Source organism: Pseudoalteromonas sp. ESRF-bin5, from assembly GCF_002632075.1.
Lineage (GTDB): Bacteria > Pseudomonadota > Gammaproteobacteria > Enterobacterales > Alteromonadaceae > Pseudoalteromonas > Pseudoalteromonas marina.
Map to the genome: position 1 here is coordinate 14,372 of NZ_NTLW01000151.1, position 18,299 is coordinate 32,670.

Annotated in this window: 12 protein-coding genes; 8 read left to right on the top strand and 4 right to left on the bottom strand. The window is 40.6% G+C overall.

Annotation, left to right across the window (positions count from 1 at the left end; genetic code table 11):
• Nucleotides 1-12: 12 nt before the first annotated feature.
• Nucleotides 13-897: an AraC family transcriptional regulator gene (locus tag BCG07_RS08555; protein WP_286889806.1), complete on the bottom strand. Its 885-nt coding sequence runs from the start codon at nt 895-897 to the stop codon at nt 13-15.
• Nucleotides 898-1,081: 184 nt separating this feature from the next.
• On the opposite strand from BCG07_RS08555, the gene BCG07_RS08560 reads away from it, so the two are divergent.
• Complete coding sequence (locus BCG07_RS08560) at nt 1,082-2,227, top strand: iron-containing alcohol dehydrogenase (protein WP_286889808.1); 1,146 nt, start codon at nt 1,082-1,084, stop codon at nt 2,225-2,227.
• A gap of 72 nt (nt 2,228-2,299) precedes the next feature.
• Here the strand turns inward: BCG07_RS08560 and BCG07_RS08565 are convergent, their stop codons facing one another.
• Nucleotides 2,300-5,401 (bottom strand): beta-galactosidase, encoded by a 3,102-nt coding sequence (locus BCG07_RS08565; RefSeq protein ID WP_286889809.1) that lies wholly within the window; start codon nt 5,399-5,401, stop codon nt 2,300-2,302.
• Nucleotides 5,402-5,513: 112 nt separating this feature from the next.
• Between BCG07_RS08565 and BCG07_RS08570 the strand changes: the two genes are divergently transcribed.
• The gene (locus tag BCG07_RS08570) at nt 5,514-6,341 is read left to right on the top strand and encodes a helix-turn-helix transcriptional regulator (RefSeq protein WP_286889811.1); all 828 of its coding nucleotides are present in this window, start codon (nt 5,514-5,516) and stop codon (nt 6,339-6,341) included.
• A 5-nt stretch (nt 6,342-6,346) separates the two neighbouring features.
• On the opposite strand, the gene BCG07_RS08575 is transcribed toward BCG07_RS08570, so the two are convergent.
• Nucleotides 6,347-7,582, bottom strand: coding sequence for a TMEM143 family protein (locus tag BCG07_RS08575; protein ID WP_286889813.1), 1,236 nt, complete (start codon nt 7,580-7,582; stop codon nt 6,347-6,349).
• Between the two features lie 197 nt (nt 7,583-7,779).
• On the opposite strand from BCG07_RS08575, the gene BCG07_RS08580 reads away from it, so the two are divergent.
• From BCG07_RS08580 to BCG07_RS08595, 4 genes are all read left to right on the top strand, one after another.
• Nucleotides 7,780-8,364 (top strand): YqaA family protein, encoded by a 585-nt coding sequence (locus tag BCG07_RS08580; protein ID WP_286889814.1) that lies wholly within the window; start codon nt 7,780-7,782, stop codon nt 8,362-8,364.
• Between the two features lie 70 nt (nt 8,365-8,434).
• On the top strand, nt 8,435-9,343 hold the full coding sequence (locus BCG07_RS08585; RefSeq protein ID WP_286889821.1) for a GGDEF domain-containing protein: 909 nt from the start codon (nt 8,435-8,437) through the stop codon (nt 9,341-9,343).
• Between the two features lie 147 nt (nt 9,344-9,490).
• Nucleotides 9,491-10,852 carry a hypothetical protein gene (locus BCG07_RS08590; RefSeq protein WP_286889816.1) on the top strand — a complete coding sequence of 454 codons (1,362 nt, stop codon included), beginning with the start codon at nt 9,491-9,493 and terminating at the stop codon, nt 10,850-10,852.
• Nucleotides 10,853-10,969: 117 nt separating this feature from the next.
• Nucleotides 10,970-13,636 carry a DUF2339 domain-containing protein gene (locus tag BCG07_RS08595; protein WP_286889817.1) on the top strand — a complete coding sequence of 889 codons (2,667 nt, stop codon included), beginning with the start codon at nt 10,970-10,972 and terminating at the stop codon, nt 13,634-13,636.
• Between the two features lie 75 nt (nt 13,637-13,711).
• Here BCG07_RS08595 and BCG07_RS08600 read toward each other — a convergent pair whose 3' ends face one another.
• Nucleotides 13,712-17,152: a PAS domain-containing hybrid sensor histidine kinase/response regulator gene (locus tag BCG07_RS08600; RefSeq protein ID WP_286889819.1), complete on the bottom strand. Its 3,441-nt coding sequence runs from the start codon at nt 17,150-17,152 to the stop codon at nt 13,712-13,714.
• A gap of 412 nt (nt 17,153-17,564) precedes the next feature.
• On the opposite strand from BCG07_RS08600, the gene BCG07_RS08605 reads away from it, so the two are divergent.
• A complete protein-coding gene (locus BCG07_RS08605; protein ID WP_004586074.1) occupies nt 17,565-17,828 on the top strand; it encodes a DUF4212 domain-containing protein in 264 nt (87 codons plus the stop codon).
• 10 nt (nt 17,829-17,838) lie between these two features.
• A partial coding sequence (locus BCG07_RS08610) for a sodium:solute symporter family transporter (protein WP_502694051.1) occupies nt 17,839-18,299 on the top strand: 461 nt, incomplete at its 3' end.

An 18,299-nucleotide genomic window follows, 5' to 3' on the forward strand; every position in this document is an offset into this window, starting at 1 on the left:
TAGCCCATTCATTTAGCTATTTAATTGAGGTACGACCTCGCTTGGCGTTTTATTAAAGTGGCGCTTAAACTCGCGGCTAAACTGCGAGGGGCTGGTGTAACCTACCTTTAATGCGGCCTCATTTGCTTTACTACCGTTGTTTGTAATGAGTTCTTTTGCTTTTGCTAAGCGTACCTTTTTTAAGTATTGCAATGGCGATTCAAAGGTCACTTGTTTAAAGGCACGATGAAACGACGACACACTCATATTTACCTCTTCAGCCAAGCCTTCAACCGTAATTTGATCTGCATAGCTTTTATGCATAGTAGAAAGCGTTCGTGCTATTCGGGCGTAGTGCCCATCGTGCATAGCAAGGCCAATTAAGGTATGACCCTGAGGGCCACAAAGTACACGGTATACCAGCTCTTTTATTATGTCTTGCCCAAAAATTTCGGCCTCTAAAGGGTTATTAAGTGCGCTTAATAAACGATGAGTTACTTGCTCCATAGCACCATCTATTTTTGCTGATTGTACACCGCTCATTTGCCCTGAAGTAAACGGGGTATATTCGCCCATTTGGTTTACTAACTTATGCAATGTTACTGGGTTTATATCTATTACTACGCCCATTACCGGTAGGCCATTATCAGTAAAGGCTTCGCACTCAAGGGGGACGGGGACACCCAAAACAAGGTAGTCGCCTGCACCATATTTTATTTGATGATCAGGAAAATGAATAATTTTATGCCCTTGACCAACTAAAATAATACCAGAGTTATAAATGAGTGGCTGACGAGGTGAGCTTTTACTCGCACGATGAAAATAAACACCGGGAATAATCGTTTTCGTAACGCCTTCAAAGTTGAGCAAATCATTTTGTTCGGCGTATTGCTGCAACATACTGGCTATAGTGGACATTAAAAAACCTTGTGTCGTACCAATTTTGCGTAAAATAACAATGTTGGCAGTATTAGGCAAGCTTTAGGCATTTATTAGGCTTTTATAATGTTTTTTTTGCCACTAATATGCACTCATTGAAATTTAGTTTAGTGAGTAACTAAGTACTCTACTTAGTATTTAACCGTCACCTAGGAGCAAAATAATGAAATTTAGCTACGTAAATCCAACACTTATTCAGTTCGGCCAACAGCAAATTGCATCACTAACTGATTTGATCGCAAAAGATCAAAAAGTATTAGTCGTTTACGGCGGTGGTTCTATTAAAAAAAATGGCGTGTACGACCAAGTTGTTGCCGCACTTGAAGGTTTTGATTGGGTCGAGTTTTCGGGCGTTGGTGCAAATCCAACTGTTGAGGTACTAGATCAAGCCGTAAACATTTGTAAAGAACAAGATATCGACTTTGTATTAGGTGTAGGCGGCGGCTCTGTAATTGATGGCGTTAAATATGTTGCAGCGGCTGCATTATACGACGGTGAAGGCTGGGATATATTAACGGGTAAATACAAAATCACAAAAGCTTTACCTCTGGGGGCTGTACTTACGTTACCTGCAACGGGCTCTGAATCAAATCAGAACTCAGTTGTTAGTAAAGAAGCAACACAACAAAAACTACCGTTTGCATCACCTGAAGTACTGCCTAAATTTGCGATTATGGACCCAGATGTAATGAAAACATTACCGCAGCGCCAACTTGTAAACGGATTAGTTGATGCGTGGGTACATACCTGTGAACAATACTTAACTTTCCCACAAAATGCGTTAGTACAAGAAGGTTATGCAGAGGCACTTTTAAGAACGCTTAAAACGCTGGGCGATAACTTTGAAAACCAAGACGATGCATGGCGTGCAAACTTAATGTGGGCTGCAAACCAAGCACTTAATGGCTTAATTGGTTCAGGCGTTTCACAAGATTGGGCAACACACATGATTGGGCACGAGCTTACAGCCGCTTACGGTGTTGATCATGCACGTTCACTTGCTATTGTTCAGCCTTCTTTACTACGTAACCAGTTTGACGTTAAGAAAGCGAAGCTAGAGCAAATGGGTAAAAACGTATTTGGCCTAGCGCAATCTGATGATTTAGCAGAGCAAACAATTCAAGCAATTGAAGCGTTTTACCACAGCTTAGATGTAGCCACTGTGCTTACTGAGCATGGCCATGATAAAGCTGCAGCAATTGACAATATTATTGCTAAGCTTGAAGCACACGGTATGCTAGCACTAGGTGAAAACCAGGCGATTACACTTAAACAAAGCCGTGAAATTTTAGAGCAAGCAGTTGCTTAAGCACTAATAAGTAATATAAAACTAAAAGCCGCTAACTTTTTATGGTAGCGGCTTTTTTTGTACTAAAAATTTTTAGTCTTTAGCAAAAAAGGTAAGTGAATAACTGTACTGTTTTTTCTCTAGTAAATATTCTTTATGTGTACTTGGGCTCCACGAGTCATCGCCACCAACCCCCATATGTTGATGGTCAATATGTACATGTAAGCAATCACCAGCTACTAGCTCATTGGTGTGCTTTGCTTGCGTTAACATGCTTTGTGAGTACTCACTGGCTGCAAATAAAAACGCACCAGTAACGGTTAAGTTATTAATGCTAAGTAATTGGCAATCACTACGCACGCCGTTATCGGTTGGAAATATATACGGTGTATGCAGCTCATTATGTTGCGCGCTGTAATACCCTAAACGCGCAGCCGCTTTGCGGTCTGGGTAGTTTTCAAATGGGCCTAAACCAAGCCAGTTTACTTGTGTATCGCTTTGTTTATTAAGCGTTGTACTTAATCCTATGCGTGGCATGGGCGGGAGAGTATCGTTTAGTTGTACATCAACATTTAAGCTAATTTCACCTGTATTATTAAGTGTATAAAGCCAAGTTGTTTTTGCTTGTACTGCGCCATTAAATTCATAACTAAATACACATTTAATACGTATATCTACTTTTGATTGAACTACTTCAAACAAGCGACATGTACGCTGCCACAGCCCAATACCCGCTCTTAGCCAGCGCGCTTCCCATGCATTAGGATCTAGGTTATCTACTTCGCTTACGCCTATGTCGTTATCAAGCGGGGCGCGGTAAAAATTATCAAGCAATGGGCTTTTAATAACTTGGGTTTGATTGTGTAGCCATTGCTCAATAAGGCCTGATTGGCTATTAAACACAAGTTTAAAGGTGCCGCCTTCAATACTAAGCTGTGTGTCGGTTTCACTAATATTTACAGTGCCATGTGCTGAGGCGTTTGCTAAAGCAGGTGAAAATGCATCAGCGCTTAAACTTTGGCAATTTATAAGCTTAAATTGCTCGGTGTTTAATACATGCTCGGCAGTTGCAAAGCTTGAGTCGTTAATCAGTGCAACATCTAAATTAAGGTGATATTGCGCACCTGCTTTAAACACCGTTTTTGTATTAATAGTTAGCGTTTGCGTGCTTTGCGGAGCAATATTAATAATTTGCTCGCCTTGCTCTACACATTTGCCATTTTCTATTAACTGCCAAACCAGTTTTTCGTTATCGGTTACTCTAAATACATAATCGCTAAATACATCAACGGTGTATTGGTTTTGAGTTTGCTCTCGCAGCGTAAATTGTAAATGTTGCTGGCTGTATTTAGCTTCAAACAGGCTTGGGTGCGGTGTACGGTCTGGAAATAGTAAGCCGTTTATACAAAATTGGCGGTCGTTTAGTTCATCACCAAAATCGCCACCGTAAGCCCAGTAGTGCTTACCGTTCTCGTCAGTTTTAGATAAACCTTGGTCTACCCAATCCCAAATAAAGCCGCCTTGCAAACGCGGGTATTCTCTAAATGCTTGCCAGTAATCGTCAAAGCTACCTAGGCTGTTACCCATTGCATGGGCGTACTCACATAAAATGAGTGGACGCGTTTCGCCCGGTAGACTTAACCACTTTTTAATAGAGTATTTAGGTACGGCGTCGTCGGCAATATGGGTATCTACACGGGCGTACATAGGGCAAATAATGTCGGTAGCGGTAGTATTTGCGCCGCCACCTTCGTATTGCACTGGGCGCGATGGATCAAAGCTTTTTGACCAACCGTACATCGCATCGTGGTTGGCACCGTGCCCGCATTCGTTACCCAATGACCAAATAATAATAGAGGCGTGGTTTTTATCGCGCTCAACCATTTGCGTATAGCGCGACATAAATGCGCCAGCCCACTGCGGGTCGCTTGCAAGCCTACCCATTGGGAACATGCCGTGAGTTTCTATATTGGCTTCGTCTACTACGTATAAACCTAACTCGTCACACAGCTCGTAAAAACGAGGGTGGTTAGGGTAGTGAGCGGTACGTACAGCATTAAAGTTATTTTGCTTCATCAGCTTAATATCTTCAATCATGTCGGCAGTGCTCACTGTATGGCCGTTTTCTGGGTGATGCTCGTGGCGATTAACACCGCGAATAAGCAGCGGTTTGCCGTTTAAGCAAAGCTGCCCGTTGAGCATTTCTACTTTTCTAAAGCCAATGTTGTAGGCTTCTACGTCTATAGTATTGCCTTGCTCATCTAGTAAGCTTACAACGCAGCGGTATAAGGTTGGGGTTTCGGCGGTCCATTTTTTAGGGCTTTGTATATCAATTGTTTGAAATACGACATCGCTCCAGCCGCCTTTTTCATCAACGCGTTTATTATTAGTGCTTTGTATTTGTGGCTCACACAGTGCCTGTTCACCATCAAAAACCTGTACTGCTACTTGGTAGTTATTTGGCGCATCTATTGCGGTTTTTATATGCAAAGTGGCATCGCGGTAGCAGGCGTCTAAATCTGGGGTTATAAATACATCGCGTATTTGGTTTTGTGGTTTGGTAAGTAAATTAACATCGCGGAATATACCGCTCAACCACCACATGTCTTGATCTTCTAGGTAACTGCCATCGCTCCAACGGATAACCATAACCGCAATACGGTTGGTGCCAGCCACTAACAGCTCGCTTAAATCAAATTCGCTGGGTAAGCGGCTATCTTGCGAGTAGCCCACCCATTGTCCGTTACACCAAAGGTGAAACGCCGAGTTTACGCCTTCAAAAATAATATGGTTTCGCTGAGCTAATTGCTCCGCCGTAATAGTAAACTCTGTGCGGTAGCAACCTGTTGGGTTATCGCTTGGTACAAATGGCGGGTTTACGGCAAATGGGTATTTAACGTTGCAGTAAATAGGTTTATCAAGGCCATGAAGTTGCCAGTTAGAAGGCACAGGTATACTTTGCCAGTCGCTGGCGAGTGCCTCACTTAGTAATGACTCATCAACCGCTTCGGGTTTATCAAATAATTTAAAATCCCACTGACCGTTTAAACTTTGTTTTTGTGATTGTGTGTTGGTACGGGCATGGTCAACGCTTTTAAAACCATTAAGTGGGCTGTGTGCTTTTACTTGATTAACTTGCACCGAAATAGGGTTTTCCCAATCGCGACGGTTAATTATGTGCTGTAGTGAGTTCATAAGTGTCCTATTGCATGTGTGGCAATTAAAGTGGCTTAAATATAGCAAAAATAATGTGTTGCGGTTATGCTTAAAGCTCTCTTTTATTTATCCAAAACTATCATTTTAAATTATGCGCAACACCATTGTAGATGTACTTGATATTGGCCCTACTTGTATAGAGCGGTTTATTGACGTAGCGGCTTTAGCACAAGCCTCAGATTTGGAACTTACGCTAGCTGGGTGCTCTAACTTATCTGGGCGATATTGTGTTGCGCGCTCATCGCCTTTGGAGCACACACTGTTTTATACGTTATCAGGTCAAGGAAAGCTGGTTACAGAACATAACCAATATACATTGACAGCGAATACGCTCATTGTGTTACCCGCCAAGCAAGGCTTTGAAGTTAAAATTGATGCTGCGCATTGGGATGTTATTTGGTTAAACCTTGCAAATACTAATCGTTGGAAACACTTAAACTTAGTTGAGGCGCTGGTACTTTATGATCAAAAATTACAGCCGCTGCACTTTGCAATGGAGTTTTTATACAGCGAAAGTAACGCTACTTTACGTGAAGGCGTTATGCCTATTTTAAGTCACTACTTAAACACTACGTTGCAAAGCGAGCCGCAAATAGGCGGGCACAACCGGTTAACTAGTTTGTTTTTAGAGGTAGAAGAGCGCCTGCAGTTTGATTGGACAATAGACGCCATGTGCGAAAAAGTACATTACTCAGCACCGCATTTACATAGGTTATGCCAAGCGCAATTTGGTAAAAGTCCTATGCAGCAGCTGATTTATTTACGAATTAAGCGGGCCAAAAACTTGTTACTAAATACTCGCTGGCCTGTTGCTCATATTGCCGCTTATGTGGGATACCCTAATATATTTAATTTTTCAAAACGGTTTAAAAAATCAGTGGGTGTATCACCTACTGATTTTAGAAATAAGTCGTTTTAAATATTTTAATTATATTGAAACAGGTTATCCCAGCGCTCATCCAAAATGGTTTTGGCATGATCTAAATTTATTGCGCTATACACATCGTTAGTGCAGGTTACTAAACGCATTCGAGTGAGCTTTTCAAGCGCATCGCTAATTTCAAAGTCGAGTTCGCATTTATACTTTGATTTAAACCATGCCTCTATTTGCTCATCAAGCATTTTTGCGCTCAGGCCACTTTCTGATTTTAGTAAAAATGTATAGGCCAGCAGGGCTTCTTTTATGTCTTCTTCTTCGGCGGCGTCAATAAGGGTATGAAAAACACCGGCGTTATTATCAAGGTTTTTAAAGTAAAGATTATCGCTTAGCGCTTTCATAAATTTAATTTTACGGTTTTTAAATTTACTCCACTCTTTAAAAATAAAGCTGCCAAATACTCCCATGCCAATAGCAAAGGTAATAAAGTGTTGCTGGGTCATTTCTACGGCTTTATCTGAAAAGCCGCCCCAAAAAGCAATCAAAGCAAACAATAATAAAATTGATGCGCCTAGCTTTGTAATTAATACTACAGCACCACCCACTAAAGCAGACGAGCCAATAATCACTTTGTCTATAGGGCGCATGCGTACTTCGCTATTAGGAAATAGCATTTCAAGATCGGCTTTGGGTACATTTTGAAATAGCTTAACTATGGTTGAGCTTGGCTCAAACCCTAAAGGCGTTTTATTCTTAGCCTCAAAGTAGGCTTTATCTTTAAAACGAATAAACACCGCAACGCGGTCGTAATTGGTAAAGTGCAGCGGCTTTTTACGTAGGCCCCAAAAGCTGGTTATTGTTTCAGTAAGTTGTGATTCGCCACGGCGATAAAAAACAACTTCTTCAAAGTCGTCAAACTCTACCTCAAGACGTACTTTAAATAATGACTCCTCATTTAAAGCATCTTGTAAATCTTCGTTGGTAATGACTTCAAAATTAGCGGCATTTAAAACCTTAGCAAAGTCTTTGGCAAATTCGCGTTGGCACTGCGCTTTTTGATCGCTCGATACAGGCGCTAAAGAGCGTGTATCGCTATTAGGATCAAAGGGCGCATAGTTATTTTTTAGCGACTCAAGCGTTTCGTGATAATCATAATGAATAAGGCTAGCAAGTAGGTCACAAAACTGTTTAAACGAGGTTTTTTGTGTATTGCTGTCAAGTTCATTGCTACACATTTCAATAATATCTTGCTTACGAAAGGGGATAAAACGCGCATTTTGCATAAATTTTTAACTGCTTTGGTAGGTATTTAACTGCATTGGCACATAATAAAATATTCTTATAAATATTGCTATTTTGTTAACGCTATTGCTAAGTGATTGTTTATTGCTTTTTAAAGCGTGTTTCAGGTTGTATTAACTTAGCTGTGTCAATATAAGTACGTAAACACAGGGCAATGGGCAATTAGCAGGAGCGACTTATGGCTTTACAAAAAAAGCTAAAACAAAAAACACGTAATTTTATAGAGTCAAAGCATATGCTCAGCGGCATTACGATTGCGTCGTTTTTAGAGTCGACAATTGTTCCCATTCCACTTGAGGCTGTAATGGTGCCACTTATGCAGGCACAGCGAGAAAAGCTGTGGCTGATTGCACTAATGGCAACGCTGGGTTGTGTTGTGGGGGCATTATTTGGCTATGCCCTTGGTTATTATTTATTTGATGCTGTTGGCGATTGGGTGATCAGCGCTTTTTCAAGCCCAGAACAGTTCGAAAATGTTAAACAAAAAATGCACAACCAAGGTTTTTGGTTTGTTATTACTTTAGGAATAGTACCCATCCCATTTCAAATAGCGATGCTTGCTGCGGGCGCTACCAAGTACTCTCTTGGGTTATTTTTATTAGCCAGCGCAATTGCTCGTTCAATTCGTTACTTTGGGCTTGCTATTGTTGTGTATTACGCAGGAAACCAAGCTGAACGTATAATTAGTAAACATAAAGTTAAAGCCATGATTAGTTTAACTATTTTAGTTTTAATGGGGTGGGGTATTAGTACCTTACTTTAAGGCTAAATTTCTATCTTGTGTTATAATTCTTAAAGATGATTTATTAGCTCAAGTGTAATCTATTTATATGATGAATGTTGAAACTGTCAGCCTTAAGTTGACCCGCTTTACTCGTATAACGCGGTTGAACAAATTACTTATGTTTGCGCTGCTAGTGTTTATAGTGGTTTTCACTATTTACAACTTCACCTATTTCCCACTGGTAGGCGCTAGAAAAAGCATGCCTGCTTTTGCTAGTGAGTTCATAAATCTTATTGTCATAATGACGGTTTTTTGGGTTGTGCAGTGTTCTAAATTAGCTAAAAAAGCATACCAGTATGTCACCATTGGATTAATGCTATGGATAGTTGGAATGACCACCGATGTGCTTGACGAGCTTGTTGTTCAACCACAATGGATCACGTTGTACATAAAAGACTTATGTATTTCTGTAGGGGTTGTTATTACTGCTTATGGCTTATTTAAAACTATGTTATTTATGCAAAAAATGCACAATAGACTAGCCCAAGAATTTATAGTTGACGATCTTACCCAAGTTTACAATCGCCGATGTTTTTACGAATACGTTGAAAACGAGACAGACGAATCGTATGCAGTAATCATTATCGATATTGATCATTTTAAATCTATTAACGATACCTTCGGCCACGATAAGGGCGACAAGGTGCTTAAAGCTTTTGCTAGTAAAATAGACGCTCTATTTGAAGACGGCAATATTTTTGCGCGTATTGGTGGTGAGGAGTTTGCAGGCTACCTACCAAACTGCACTTTAGAACAAATGCAGGCGTTTGCTGAGTCGGTGTTAGCGAGTGCTCGCACTATTGAGGTTACCGACGAGCTTTATACTAGTGCCAGTATTGGGGTAGCTAAACGTTTTAAAAACGAATCATTTGACAGCGTAATGAAACGCGCAGACCAAGCTTTATACAAAGCTAAAAATAGTGGTCGCAACCGATTCGTAATCGCAACAAAGCCGTAAATAGCGGGTCCTTATTGTTTGCACATTTGCTACACTTTTTTACGTTTTCGTAAGTAAATGTCAGCTTAGGTAATACTTTGTAAAGCATGAAATTAAATTAAAATGTAAAGGTCGTAGAGGGGATATTAATAATAAGGAATCCCCTTGATGACCAACCCTCTTTTAAAAGTTGCTTTACCTCTTACTTTACTTGGTGTTTTATCTGGCTGTGGCTCTGATGATAGCGCAAGCTCTACAGGTTATATTCAAATGTATAATGGCTCATACAACAGCCCTTATACGCGCTTGTTTGTTGAAGAAACAGAGCGCTCAGGCGCCGACTTTGCAGAAGTCACCACCCGCCATAATTACAGCACTGGCACATTTGATGTTAGCTTTGAATATTTAGACGCTAACGATAGCTACATTACTATTAGCGACCAAGAAATTTCAATTAAAGGTGATAAAACGCAATTAGTTGTCATGAGTGGTGATTTTGCTGAACCCACCTTTACAGAGTTAACGGTGCCTATTAGTAGCGATACGGGTGAGTTTAATCTTGGCTTTTTTAATATTACGGGTGAAGACACCAGCTACGATATTTATCTTGCAACAGACGATGGCGTATTTGAAAGCGCGACATTGTTTGCATCTGCGCAGTACTTAAGTGAATTAGACTTACAAAGTGTAGATGAAGGATATTACACTATTTTTATTACCCCCGCGGGCAGTAGTGATGTAGTTTACGAGTCGTCATCGGTTTATTTGTATGATGAGGCAAGCTACGTAGCGATTATCCGCCCAAGTTATGCCACAGAGCTAAGTGGCATTACGCTTGATGTAGTAACCGACAATAACTATGTTACTGAACTTAAACACCAATCGGCATTAGGGCAATTACGTTTTATTAATACCCTTGATGACTATTCACCAGTTAGCTTCAGTGTAACGCGTGGTACTACAGAAACCCCAACAAATACGGTATCAAGCGATGCGTATACAGATTACATAGAGCTTTCGCCAAACAGTTACAGTGTGGCGATGTTTGATGAGCAAAGTAATAAACTAGCCGATAACTTTTTAATGACGCTTGAACGTGAGCAAAGCGCGGTTGGCATTTTTTATAACGATATCGACAATGGCCTACGCATGATGAGTGTTGAAGAACATTTAACACCAAGCAGTTATAGCCATACTGTATCGGTTGTTAACCTTATTGAGAGTTACGCAGGGCAGTCGGTGACCGACATTGATGTGTACTTTACCCTTGATGGAGAAACGGTCGACGACACCAGCAATGTAGTTGATGGCATAGACCGCTACGATCAAGAAGAGCAAGTAGTTGATAACGAAATTTATACAGTTTACGCAGTTTACGAAGATAACGGACAGCAAATTGTACTTATTCAACAAAGTGATATGGATTTTACTGAAGAGGGAAATTACATATTAATTTTAGAGCATGACGAAACCACAGCAACGGGTTATAAAATGTCTTTAGAGCGCACAATTACAGACAGTGTTGAATAATAAAATGAGAGTTAAAAGCCTAAATACAGAGTGTATTTAGGCTTTTTATTGAGCAAAATTTAACGGCTTAGTAATAATTAGGTACACTCATGACATAATAAATAATAAGAGTGTGCCATGGATGATTTTATTGGGTTAATAGTGATAGTCATGCTGATTATTGCAACCGGTGCTTTGTGTGGATTAATTGCATTAATACAAGTAAACGGCCTAAAGCAAGAAATCGCGATTTTAAGGGCTAAAGTAGTCAAGCTGCAGGCAAGCCCAAGTGCGGATCATTCTGATACAAAAATTTTTTCATCCTCAAAACACGTTGCGCCTTTAAGTGCACAATCTACTGCTTATGAAGTAGAGCCCAGCTCATTACCAAAAAGTAATTCAGCGCAAAATGAGCCAGTAAATACGGTTGTAACGCCTAACGTTAAATCAATAAAAGCGAACCCCGCTATCCCTTTATTTATTGCCTCCGTGTTTGAAAAACTACGCACCGGGTTTGAACAAAATTGGATGACCTGGATTGGCGCAATAGCGCTTGCGTTTGGCGGCATATTTTTAGCTAAATACAGCTTAGAAGCAGGGCTTTTATCACCCATAATGAGGCTCAGCTTAGGTGGTTTATTTGGGGTAGGTTTGATCATAGCTGCAAGCTATTTACATTATAAACGTATTATTTTTGAAGGCTTTAATAATTACATACCTGCAGCACTTGCCAGTGGCGGGTTTATAACTTGTTTTGCATTAACGCTTTTAGCTTACAGTAGCTATGAAATGCTTAGCCCTACAACTGCATTTATTGTGCTAGCTATTATTGCCATAAGTGCGAGCATAATGGCAATAACACTTGGGCCATTGCTAGCGGTGCTAGGAATTATTGGTGCTTACAGCGTGCCTATTTGGGTTAATACCGGTAGTAGCAACGTATTTGCATTATTTATGTATGTTGGCTTTGTTAGTTTATCGGCATCCTTGGTTGCACACAAAGTGCAGCGAGCTTGGCTTTGGTATTTAATGTGGGCAGGGCATATTGGTTGGTATTTAGTTGGTTTTATAATAATGCAGCTAAAAAGTAATACACCTTGGTTACTTGCAACCTTTGCATTACTGAGTATTGTTGGCCTGATTGCTTTGCCGCGTTTGGGTTTTAAATTAAAAAGTATTGAACTTCGTCCGCACTCTTTGAAGCGCCTTATAAAAGTATTCCCCGATCACCTTTTACTCCTTGCCTTTATAGTTCCGCTAATTTTTACCATGTCGATAAGCTATTACAATTTAGAATGGCAAACTATCGGTGTATTAAGTATTGGATTGTTATTATTTTTAGTACTTAAAAATAGTCGCTGGGATCTATGGCAAGGGCTATCACTCGTTATTGCTACGCTAATGATTATAAGCGCAGAGCAAATGAATTCTTTATCCACTTTTTTTGATGATGGATTATTTATATTTAAAAGCGAATACGGCTTAGGGTTACTGCTTGGCTTTGGCTTTATGGCGTACGGACTTTATTTTGGTAAAAAACAGGTAAAACGATTAGCGTTTCATATTACTGCGGCATTTAGCGTTTTTGTCATGATAAGTACCTTGTATGTACTAATTCCAAACAATGCGTTAAGCACCGCTTATCCACTTTGGGCTTTTGTATTATGTGTGGTTGCGGCTATTTTAATTAAGTGTGCGCAGCATAATACAACGTTGTTTCAGCGTTTTACTTACTGGGTAGGCGCAAATGCGAATATTACTTTAGCTATAACTATGCTTCTAAGCGACAGCGGTTTAACCATTGCATTAGCTATTCAAGTACTGTTAATTAGTGTGCTCATAAAGCGCTATAATGTGCCTATGCCGCATTGGCCTATTAAAGCGCTAGTGGCTGCTTTATTACTACGGTTAACGCTTGCGCCATGGACACCAAGTTACGACGCTCTTACATTATTTGGCTTGCACTGGAGTATTATTGTATATCCGCTGTGTACCGCATTATTTTTTGCCACTGCCAAATGCTATAACACATCGCAATTAAAAGTGTGGTTAGAAGGGGCCGCGCTTCATTGCTTTGCGCTGTTCATTACAACCGAAACCAGTTACCAGTTAGTGGGGCACTCCCCACAATTTGACGCGCTTAGTTTTTATGAGCAAGTTTTGCTTAGCTGTAATTGGCTTGCGCTGGGCTGCGTTTATTTGCATCGTGCACGTATTGCGGGGAGTTTAGCTAAGCTTTATCAAATTGCAGGGAGTTTATTAGCAGGCGGCGCTGGCTTTATGTCACTTAAAACACTACTCGACGATAACCCGTTATTAACCTCTATTTATATTGGTGAGCTCCCAGTACTTAATTGGCTGTTTTTACTTTGGTTAGTACCAGCCGGCTTAACGGTTTGGTTATACTCACTTATTAAACCTATAAACGCTAAGATAGCGCCGTTTGTACTTGGTGTTGCAGGTATACTTGGCTTAATTGCCATTAATAGTTTTATTCGTCAATACTGGCAAGGGGCTTATATTTATCTATCAAAAGGGGCCAGTAACGAAGAGTTGTATAGCTACTCTGTTATTTGGCTAATACTGGGCGCTGGTACGGTTATATTCGGACACCTTAAAAACCAGTTACTTATTCAAAAAATAGGCTTAGGATTACTTGCGGCTGTTATTGTAAAAGTGTTTTTAATTGATATGGCTAATTTAACGGGGCTGTTAAAAGCCCTGTCGTTTATTGGTTTAGGGCTTTCGTTAGTTGGGCTAAGTTGGTTATTTCAAAAGCTTAGAAGCCGCTCAAAAACAATATAAAATATATAGACACTTTATTAAGCAAAGCCCAGTAAACGTACTGGGCTTTTTATTTGCGATTAACTAAGTTGCAAATTAAGTGCTGTGATTAAGCAGGGCTTTTAATTTACCCGGCTTAATAGGTTTACTTAAGTAGTGAATATTAGCTGCTTTTGTTTCTTGTTTAAGTTCGGTGTCGCGTACTGCGGTAATTAAAATAGCCGGAATGTCGCTTTGCCATATTTCTCTGAGTGTTTTAATTAAAGTGATGCCATCGCACTCATTGCCTAACTGGTAATCCATTAATATAACATCCGGTGCGCTATGCGCTTTAGCATGCGACATGACGTTTTCGACATTATCAAACAGGGTATAATTTGCTTGCCACTTTTTAAGTAAGCTTGCCATAGCTGCGAGATTTTCTGGATCGTCATCTACAGCAATAATGTTTATTGCGGTGCGGTTTTCTATTAGGTTACTCGCTGCGCTTTTTTGCTGAACAAACTGGGCGTCACCATAGGGTACGTCAATACTAAAGCGGCTGCCTTTACCGGGTTCTGAGTGCACATCAAGCTCTAAACTTAATAAATCTGCCATACGCTTCACCACGCCAAGGCCCAGCCCTACGCCTTTGTTGTCGCCAGACTCGACGCGATAAAAATCGTTAAATATTTTGGCTTGTTCAACGTCGCTAATACCAGGGCCTGTGTCCCATACTTCAATGCGCAGGCTATGTTTTCGGTTTCTACATGCCACTAACACGCGTCCTTTATCAGTATATTTAACAGCATTAGACACTAAATTTTGAATAATTCGGCGCAGGTAGGTGATATCGCTATGCACAACTTGGCCACCAGAACGCACGGTGAGCTTTAGCCCCTTATCACTTGATAAAATAGCGTACTCACTTTTTAGCGGCGCTAAAATATCTTCAATGTAAAAGTGGCGCGGTGTGGGGGTCATTGCGCCTTGCTCTAGTTTAGCTATTTCAAGTAGGGCTGACATTAAGTGAACAGTCGAATCTAGGCTGTCACCAAGCTTATTAAAGTTATTTGCATTGGTGGCATCAAGTTGTTTTTCATCAATGGCAGCTAGGTATAAACGCGCTGCATTGAGGGGTTGTAAAATATCGTGGCTAGCGAGTGCTAAAAAGCGCGTTTTACTGTCGTTTGCTTGTTCGGCCTCTCGTTTTGCTAAAGTAAGTGCTTCCTCCGTTTGTACTCGGCTGTCTATTTGCGCTTGTAAGTCTTTATTTATGGTTTGTACTTCTTGGGTTCGCACCTCAATACGGTTTTCTAGATCCATGTTCACTTCTTCAAGCGCATTTTGGGTGCTTATGTGAGTTGTGATATCAGAAAAGCTCGTTACAAAGCCGCCATCAGGCAGTGGATTACCAATCATCTCAAACACTTGGCCATTACGACGGTGGCGTATGAAGTGATGAGAGCTACCATTTTTTAAATGTTGCACGCGTTTTTCTATTTGGCGTTCTATTTCGCCAGGCCCACATTCACCGCGTTTAGCGTTGTATCTAATAATATCCTCTATGGGTTGGCCAACTTCTAAAAAACCTTCAGGGTAGTTAAACATGGCACTGTAGCGCTTGTTCCATGCCACTAGCTTTAAGTTTTTATCAACAACCGAAATACCATGGCTTAAGTTTTCTAAAGAGGTAAATAATAGGTTTTGGTTAAATTGTAGGGCTTGTGTGGTTTCATCAAAAAAGTTAACAACTTCTTCAAATGCCATGCGTTTGCCCGATGACACCGTATGAATGAGTGCCTGTGCAGATGACGCGCCTAAAACACCAGTTAATGCGCGTTCGCAATAAGCTATAAATTCGGGCTCTGGGTGAGCGTTATTGTCGTTTAAATGGTGCGCAAGTGCGTAATGAGCCAGTACTTGTTGGCTGCGTTGTATGCCTAAAAAGGTTTGTAGCAATATTTTAAAGTCGTAAACCGTGGCTTTAACATCTTTATTTAAACGGCGAGACAAAATGGCCTGATCTTTTGGATTTACAAACGCAGCGGCCTGAATTTTATCAATAAGGCGCTCTTCGGCTCCTAAAGAAAAACTAATATAGCAACCAATATTTGCAAAGAGTGCGATGAGTGTTCCACGAGTGATGAGTGTTTGTTGTAACTCGCTATTTAAGGTATTACCTGCATCTAAAATGGGTAACATTAAAAACAGCACCCAGCAGGTTATACCAGCTAAAAGACCAGCATAAACGCCATAGGCATGACCTTTTCGCCAATATAAGCCACCAACAATAGAGGGCAATAACTGAGTCACTAACGAAAAGGCAACTAAGCCCATACTAGCCAGTGCGCTGCTATGGCCAAACCATTGTTGATAAAAATAAGCCAATATTAAAATGCCGGCAATGGTAAAGCGCCTTACTAATAAAATTTGTGCCTTATAGCTGGTGGTAATTAGGTTACGTTTAAACTTACGACGCAGTATTAATGGCAGCACTACATCGTTTGAGATCATGGTACTTAGAGTCAGTGTTGCAACCACAATCATGGCAGTTGCAGCCGATAGGCCACCAATAAATACAAAGGTGGTTAAAAAGGCGTTGTCGTTAATTAGCGGCAGTGCCAGTACAAAGCTGTCTGGCGAATAACCAATACCAATATTTGGGTGAATAGCGGCAGTCGCTATAGGTAAAATCATTGCTGCGGTTAGTAATAAATATAAGGGGAACGCCCAACGAGCGGTATTTAAATGGCGCTTATTTTGGTTGTCGACCACGGTTACATGAAACTGGCGGGGTAAACAAATAATTGCCGCGGCAGCCATAAGGGATTGACCAATAAAATTAAAACTAAAAAAATTAAAGTTACTCCAGTGTGCCCAAGCAGATTCGGTTAACTGAGCTGATGAGGTTTCTGGTAGGTTGAATAATGTATAAATAGCGAGGCCTGCCACAGCCATTAATGCAAAAAGCTTGATTAAAGATTCGAATGCTACAGCGAGCATTAACCCAGAGCGATACTCGGTGACATCGACTTTGCGGGTACCAAAAAATATTGCAAATAATGCCATGATAAGTGTGGCAGAAAGTGCCAGCATAGCACCCGATATTTTATTGCTATTTTGCAATAGCAAAAAGCTAGTGCTTAGGGCTTTAAGTTGCAACGCAATGTAAGGAATAGTGGCTAGCAGCGCAATAAGAGTCACCATAATTGCGGTGGTTTGGCGTTTGCCATAACGGGCGGAAATAAAGTCGGCAATGGTCGTGATGTTTTGTTTTTTACTAACCAAAACCAGTTTGCGTAAAAAACCCTGCCCGAAAAAAAACAATAAGGCCGGACCCAATAAAATAGGTAAATAGCTCCAGCTGCTGGTGGCTGCGGTGCCTACCGAGCCGTAATAGGTCCAAGAGGTACAGTAAATACCAATTGCAAACGAATACACAAAAGGATGATGACTAATGCGCTTTGCCAAAGGCGTTGTTTTATCGCCCCAGTTTGCTAGCCAAAACAGTACCCCTATATACCCTAATGCAACAATAATCAGAACGGCAGTCATGGTGTTATTAACCCTTATTATTTTTAAATGGCCCTCAACCCAAGAGGTTATTACACAATACCAGAACTGAGCTTAGGTGTGGGGGCTGATTTTAAATAGTAAATTAAAGTGAAAATATATCCTACTGAATAATAACAATAAAAATTAAAAAGCCTTCGTATTAGACTAATGTCGCATTTGTGAGCTGATTGGTAAATCAGCAATAGGTATAGCAAGTATGAAAAGCGTAACATGCTGATATTAAATAAAAATAACGTTCTCTATTAAGTAGGTTAAATGCAGTTTACGTAAACGTTAATCAGGTGTTACGACTATGGTCTCAATTCAATATATGAGCTGCGTTGCTAAATTGAGTAGCGAAGATAAAAAACCACCCATCGCGATACTGCGGTGCTTAAAGGGGAAAATAAAAATGGCTTTTAAAGACGAAGAACAAGCAAAAGCTTATTGGGCTGAAAACATTTCACTACTGTTTAAATTACTAGCAGTGTGGTTTGTGGTCTCATTTGGCTTTGGCATATTACTGGTAGATGTACTGAATGAAGTACGTTTTTTTGGGTTTAAACTTGGCTTCTGGTTCTCCCAGCAAGGCGCGATTTACACCTTTGTGGCTTTGATTTTTGTGTACGTTTTCAAAATGAATACGTTAGATAAAAAATACGGCGTAGACGAATAGGAGCTAAGTAATGGATGTTCAAACACTCACATTTATAATTGTTGGTTTAAGCTTTGCGCTTTATATCGGCATTGCAATTTGGGCCCGTGCGGGTTCAACAAACGAATTTTACGTAGCGGGCGGCGGCGTACCTCCACTAGCTAATGGTATGGCAACTGCAGCTGACTGGATGAGCGCCGCGTCGTTTATTTCAATGGCGGGTATTATTTCGTTCGCAGGGTATGATGGCGGCGTTTACTTAATGGGGTGGACTGGCGGTTACGTATTGCTCGCTATGTGTTTAGCGCCTTACTTACGTAAATTCGGCAAGTTCACAGTACCTGACTTTATTGGCGACCGTTACTACTCGCGCACAGCGCGCTTAGTGGCCATTTTATGTGCCATATTTATTTGTTTTACTTATATTGCAGGGCAAATGCGCGGCGTAGGCGTTGTGTTTTCTCGCTTTTTAGAAGTAGAAATTGAAACCGG